Annotated in this window: 6 protein-coding genes (1 of these 6 cut by a window edge); all 6 read left to right on the top strand. The window is 30.7% G+C overall.

Going from position 1 to position 6,231, the window contains the following annotated elements:
- Nucleotides 1–84 precede the first annotated feature (84 nt).
- Nucleotides 85–792, top strand: a complete 708-nt coding sequence (locus tag PBN93_RS03275) for a VWA domain-containing protein (protein WP_171974498.1) — start codon at nt 85–87, stop codon at nt 790–792.
- A gap of 326 nt (nt 793–1,118) precedes the next feature.
- Nucleotides 1,119–1,925 (top strand): pyrroline-5-carboxylate reductase, encoded by an 807-nt coding sequence (gene proC / locus PBN93_RS03280; protein ID WP_271081420.1) that lies wholly within the window; start codon nt 1,119–1,121, stop codon nt 1,923–1,925.
- 11 nt (nt 1,926–1,936) lie between these two features.
- Nucleotides 1,937–2,707: a glutamate 5-kinase gene (gene proB, locus PBN93_RS03285; protein WP_077403510.1), complete on the top strand. Its 771-nt coding sequence runs from the start codon at nt 1,937–1,939 to the stop codon at nt 2,705–2,707.
- A gap of 11 nt (nt 2,708–2,718) precedes the next feature.
- A complete protein-coding gene (locus PBN93_RS03290; RefSeq protein ID WP_077403507.1) occupies nt 2,719–3,918 on the top strand; it encodes a glutamate-5-semialdehyde dehydrogenase in 1,200 nt (399 codons plus the stop codon).
- Nucleotides 3,919–4,150: 232 nt separating this feature from the next.
- Entirely contained in the window at nt 4,151–5,584 is a 1,434-nt protein-coding gene (locus PBN93_RS03295; protein ID WP_077403504.1) for a glycosyltransferase, read from the top strand.
- Between the two features lie 234 nt (nt 5,585–5,818).
- Nucleotides 5,819–6,231, top strand: the 5' portion of a protein-coding gene (locus PBN93_RS03300) for a sigma-70 family RNA polymerase sigma factor (RefSeq protein WP_013620242.1). 451 nt of this gene lie beyond the right edge of the window; 413 of the gene's 864 nt are visible here — the first part of the coding sequence; it begins with the start codon at nt 5,819–5,821; its stop codon lies beyond the right edge, outside the window.

The following is a 6,231-nucleotide window of genomic DNA, read 5'->3' on the forward strand; positions in this document are numbered from 1 at the left end:
CAAATAACATATAAAACCCCTTACTTTTAAATCGCAAACATAAAATAATAGTACATTAGCTTTTTAAATAAAATGATACACAAAATGAAAACAAAAAGAACACTAGCCATACTAACACTTATTGTTACCTGTACAGCCTTACAGTCTTGTTACGTGGCAAAAAAATCTAATGACTTTTTTGGAATTGAAACATCTACCAAAAACACTTTATATCTAATAGACGTTTCTGGTAGTATGGAAGGTATAGATGAGGGATCTATAAAAGACCAGGTAATGAGAGAAGCTGGCAACACCGCAGGCAATCAAGTAAGTAAAGTAATTGGAGGTAAAATTGGTAGTATCTTGGGCAAACAAGTGACCAAAGAAGCTACCAAGCTCGGCGCTGTTAAACGCAAACTAATACCTGCTCTTAAAGGGCTTCCTGACGGAAAAAAATTCTTAGTATATTCATTTAATAACGATGTTACCAAACAAGCTACAGAATTTAGCGTTGCAAATAATACAACAAGAACATCAGCAAACATTTTTGTCCAAAATTTAAAAGCAAGTGGCGGAACTAATACATTAGAGGCATTGCTAGAAGCATTAGCTACAACAGATGTGCAAGAAATTGTATTAATGAGTGACGGCTTACCTAATAGCGGACCGGAAGCTGTGTTAGAAGAAATTAGAAAAACAAATACTAACAATATTATTATACACACTATTGCTTTTGGCGAAGATGCAGATTTAGATTTTATGAGAACATTAGCTCAAGAAAATAATGGTACATCTATTACTTCAAAAATGTAAGCATAAGTAAAAACAAATCACTTGTCATACTAGACAAAAAAACTTAAAAAAAAGTTCAAAAATTAATATTTTTGGGCTTTTTTTATCTAAAAACGTATTTTTTTCATCAAAACCGTCATTTTTACGCGACAGTCTGTCACCTGCAAAACATTAAAATTAATCTTCAAATTTATAATATTTTAAGCATTTTGCATATCAATTAACAACATCACAATCTAAGAGTATATCATTAACAGATTAATGATTCCTTAAAATTAGATTTTAATATCCGCACTCTTGCATAGTCCTTGTGCCACTAAGTGTATATAAAACAATATATATACAAAATGAAAGTATTAGTAATTGGTGCAGGTAATATGGGACTAACATACTCAGAAGGTATGTCTAAATCTCCACTTTTAAACAAACACAAACTTAGAATTTACGACACCGATCCAAAAAAAATTGAAACATTAAGAGAAAACCAAGCATTTAACGTTTTTGATAATTTAGAAGATTGCCTTCCACAATCTGATTTAGTTTTTATTGCTGTTAAACCTTACCATAGTGATGATTTATTTGCTAAAATGAAAACTATGCTTAACAACCAGCAAATAATTGTGTCCTTAATGGCTGGCGTTACAATACAATCTATACAGCAGAGACTAAGTGTAACTAAAATAATACGCACAATGCCAAATTTACCAGCACAGGTTGGTAAGGGCGTTACATCTTATACAGAATCTAAAGATGTATCTAAAATAGAACTTCTTATGGTTCGCAATTTACTAGATACTACAGGAACATCCATACACGTTAAAACGGAAAATTTTATTGACGCATCTACAGGTATTTCTGGTAGCGGACCCGCTTATGTATTTTACTTTATGCAATCTATGCTAGAGGCAGCCCTAAAAATGGGCTTTTCAGACTATGATTCTAAGGTTCTTGTGAGTAGTACTTTTGAAGGTGCCATAGAACTTTTTAACCAAAATGACATTTCTCCAAAAAAATGGATAGACCGTGTTGCATCTAAAGGTGGTACAACACAAGCTGCTATAGATTCTATGGAAGATAACAACGTAAAACAGCTTATACAAGATGCAGCATATGCTGCATTTAATAGAGCTATAGAAATGGGTAAAGAAAAATAAAAAACAATAAAATGGAAGTTAAAAGAGTGGTTGTAAAAGTAGGCACAAATGTACTTACCAATAAAGACAATAGAATTTTAGGTCCAATTTTAAAAGAACTTGTTAGGCAAATATCTGTTTTGTATGAAAGAGATATTATGGTTGTCTTAGTTTCATCTGGGTCTGCTATTGCAGGAAAAGAAATATTAGGAGAAACAAACATAACAGATAAATCTACTAGAAGACAAGTATACTCATCTGTGGGACAACCAAGATTAATGAGGCATTATTATAGTTTATTTAGCGATTATGGTATGCGTTGTGCCCAAGTTTTAGCAACTAAAAGAGATTTTGATTTGGGTGTACACAGAGATAATATGATTAATTGTTATGAAGGCCTATTGTCCGAAGGCATCATACCAATTGCCAATGAAGATGACGCCGTATCTGTAACGATGTCTATGTTTACAGATAATGATGAACTAGCAAGTTTGGTAGCAGAGTTAATAGATGCAGATAGATTAATTATTTTATCTGATACAGATGGTTTGTACACAGGGCACCCTGACGACAAAAACTCTAAAAAAATTAGTGAAGTTACACACGACCAAGATGTAGAACAATACGTAAAAGCTAGTGGTAAAAAAGAAGGTGAAGGCCGCGGCGGTATGGCATCTAAATTAAAAATAGCAAAAAGTACCGCTAAAAAAGAGATTCCTACTTACATAGCAAATGGAAAAAAACAAAATGTTATTGTAGATATTATTGATAATAAAAAGATAGGAACAAAATTTATTCATTAAAATAAAAATATATGAAATTATTAAGCTCCAAAATAAAAAATGACGTTCTAGAATCAATGATTAAAATTATTGATAATGACAGAGAAAAAATTCTAGAAGAAAATAAAAAAGACATACAAGCTTTTAACATAGAAGACCAAGCTCTATTAGACCGTTTAATTGTTAACAATAACAAAATAGACGGAATGATTAAGGCCATTACAGAAGTAAAAAATCAGGACGACCCTGTAAATCAAGAAATATCTAGTCTAACTTTAGATAGTGGATTGGTAGTTACCAACAAAACTGCTCCTTTTGGCACTATACTTATTATTTATGAGTCTAGACCAGATGTTACTATTGAAGCTGCTGTTTTAGCCTTTAAAGCTAACAACAAAATTTTACTAAAAGGTGGTAAAGAAGCACTGCATAGTAATACATTTTTAGAAAAATGTTGGCATAGAGCTTTAGAAGAAAATAATGTTTCTAAATACTGGATAAAACTATTGCATTTACAAAGAGAAGAAACGCAAGAGTTTTTAAAAAATCCACCAGAAAAGTTAGATTTAATTGTACCTAGAGGTGGTGAGCGTTTAATTAAATTTGTAAAAGATAATGCTAGTTGCGCTGTACTTGTAAGTGGTCGTGGAAACAATTTTTTGTACGTGGATCAGGATGCAGATTGGACCAAAACAATTAATGTTATTGTTAATGCAAAAACCCATAAAATATCAGGCTGTAATGCATTAGATAAAGTCTTAATAAACAAAAACATTACTAATTACGAAGCTAAAGTAAAAGAATTAGAAGTAGTTTTAAAACAACTAAACGTTAGTATATTTGTAGATAAAAACATAGCTAAATTAATTCCAAATAATAACACAATTAGTGATGATGATATTTGGTATCAAGAATTTTTATCTCTAAAAATTTTAATAGGAGAAGTTAATGGTATTGATGATGCTATAAAAATGATTAATACCTATTCTGGCGGACATTCTGCTTCAATTTTAACAGAAGATTCTACAAAAGCTTCAAAATTTATGCAACAAGTAGACAGTGCCGCAGTATACCATAATGCCTCTACAAGATTTACAGATGGCGGACAAATGGGAGTTGGTGCAGAATTAGCAATAAGTACAGATAAGCTTCACCATAGAGGCCCACTTGGTTTAAAACAATTGGTTACTAACAAATATTATGTATTTGGAGATGGACACATTAGATCCTAAATAAAAGATCTAAAACACTTACACATAAAAATTGCTTCTGTAAAAGGAAGCAATTTTTGTTTTACAACCTTTTATTTTTATATCATATTCTCAACTCCTTAACAAGCTTTTAACAATTTAAAGCTTAAGACTAGCTTTTTCTTAAGATATTCATAAATAAAAATATCTAAAAATCTAAAATAGCATTCCGTTCGTAAAACTAACAGAGAACAGAGTTAAAAACTATAAAATTATGAACACAATACCTATGCTATTAAAAACTTCATATAAAAAGACAGCAACAATTTTTCAAGATTTTAAAATGTCTGTAGACGAAAAAGTAAGTGCCTCTAAGGAAAATAATTCTTTAGCCATAGTAGTTTTAGCCACCACATTTTTATTATTATTAGGTTCTATCTACTATATGGTAACTTTTCAAAATGACTTTCTTCAATTTAACCAAAGCAGAACAGATTCTACTTTTGGTTTAATTTTTATGGCTATTGCCACTACTCTATTAATATTTAAGGTTATATTTTTCTTATTTATACTTTATAGATATTTTAAATACAAACCTATAGCATCGGTTTCTGATGATAAGTTACCTAGAATAACTGTTATTGTACCTGCTTATAATGAAGGAAAACAAGTACATGACACTTTAGTTAGTTTAATTAACAGCGATTTTCCTAAAGACAAATTACAATTAATATCTATAGATGATGGTAGTGCAGATGACACTTGGGAGTGGATGAAAAAAGCAAAGCAAAAATTGGGAGAAAGTGTAGAAATATACCAACAGCCAGAGAATAAAGGCAAAAGACACGCATTGTACCGTGGTTTTAATTTAGGAACTGGAGATGTTTTTGTAACTGTAGATAGTGACTCTATAGTAGACGCAGATACTCTTCGTAATTTAGTTAGTCCGTTTGTTGTTAATGAAAAAGTTGGTGCTGTAGCTGGTAATATTAGAGTTTTAAACAAGGCAAAAGCATTAATTCCTAAAATGTTAGACGTAAGTTTTGTTTTAAGTTTTGAGTTTGTTCGTTCTGCAGAAAGTACATTAAATTCAGTTTTATGTACACCTGGTGCTTTAGCAGCATACCGTAGTTCTGCAGTATTTAAAGTTTTACCAAAATGGATAAACCAAACCTTTATGGGTAAACCATCAGATATAGGCGAAGACAGAGCTATGACAAATATGATTTTAAAAGAAGGTAATCACGTACTTTTTCAGAGAAATGCAAATGCATATACTAATGTACCAGAAAAATACAAAGGTTTATATAAAATGTTTATCAGATGGGGAAGAAGTAATGTTCGTGAAAATATAGAAATGGCAAAATATGTATTTACAAACTTTAGAAAAGAATCTAAAGCTGGCTCTAGATTGTTATTTATAAATCAATCTATAAAAATTATAATGAGTTATCCATTTTTATTATTTATGCTATTTTTTGTAGCAACTCACCCACTATTATTTTTAACATCGACACTATTTAGTATTTTAATATTATCTACATTCTCGGTAATATTTTATTCTAACAAATACAAACCACAAGAATCTTTATGGGCATATACGTATAGTATTTTATATACGTTTGGTTTATTCTGGATTACTCCTTATGCTATTGCTACAGCAAGTAGAAGAGGATGGTTAACCCGTGGATTAGCAGAAAAAAAATAAAACAGACACAACATATTTTTATTAAAAAAAGCAGATATCTAATATATATCTGCTTTTTTTATACCTAATACCTAAGCAGTTAAATAAAAAATGAAGTTTTTATTAAGGTTATTTACTTTATTTCGACTAAATAATCAGAAAAAGATAAATTTAACATTAACAAAATGTAACATTTCTTGTTTTTCTACGTATAAGTATATGCAGCCCTTTAGTTGCGCGTAAATTATATATTAAATGAGACAGCTTAAAATTACAAAACAGGTTACCAACAGGGAAACCGCATCGCTAGATAAATATTTACAGGAAATTGGTAAAGTAGACTTAATTACTGCCGATGAAGAAGTAGAATTAGCACAGCGAATAAAAGCGGGAGACCAAGTAGCCTTAGAAAAATTAACTAAAGCCAACCTTAGGTTCGTAGTTTCTGTTGCTAAGCAATACCAAAATCAGGGTTTAACATTACCAGATTTAATTAATGAAGGTAACTTAGGTCTTATTAAAGCTGCGCAACGTTTTGATGAAACTCGTGGTTTTAAATTTATCTCTTATGCTGTTTGGTGGATTCGTCAATCTATATTACAAGCATTAGCAGAGCAATCTCGTATTGTACGTTTACCACTAAACAAAATTGGGTCTATAAATAAGAT

This window comes from Cellulophaga omnivescoria, assembly GCF_027915275.1.
In the GTDB taxonomy this organism is placed as follows: Bacteria; Bacteroidota; Bacteroidia; order Flavobacteriales; family Flavobacteriaceae; genus Cellulophaga; species Cellulophaga omnivescoria.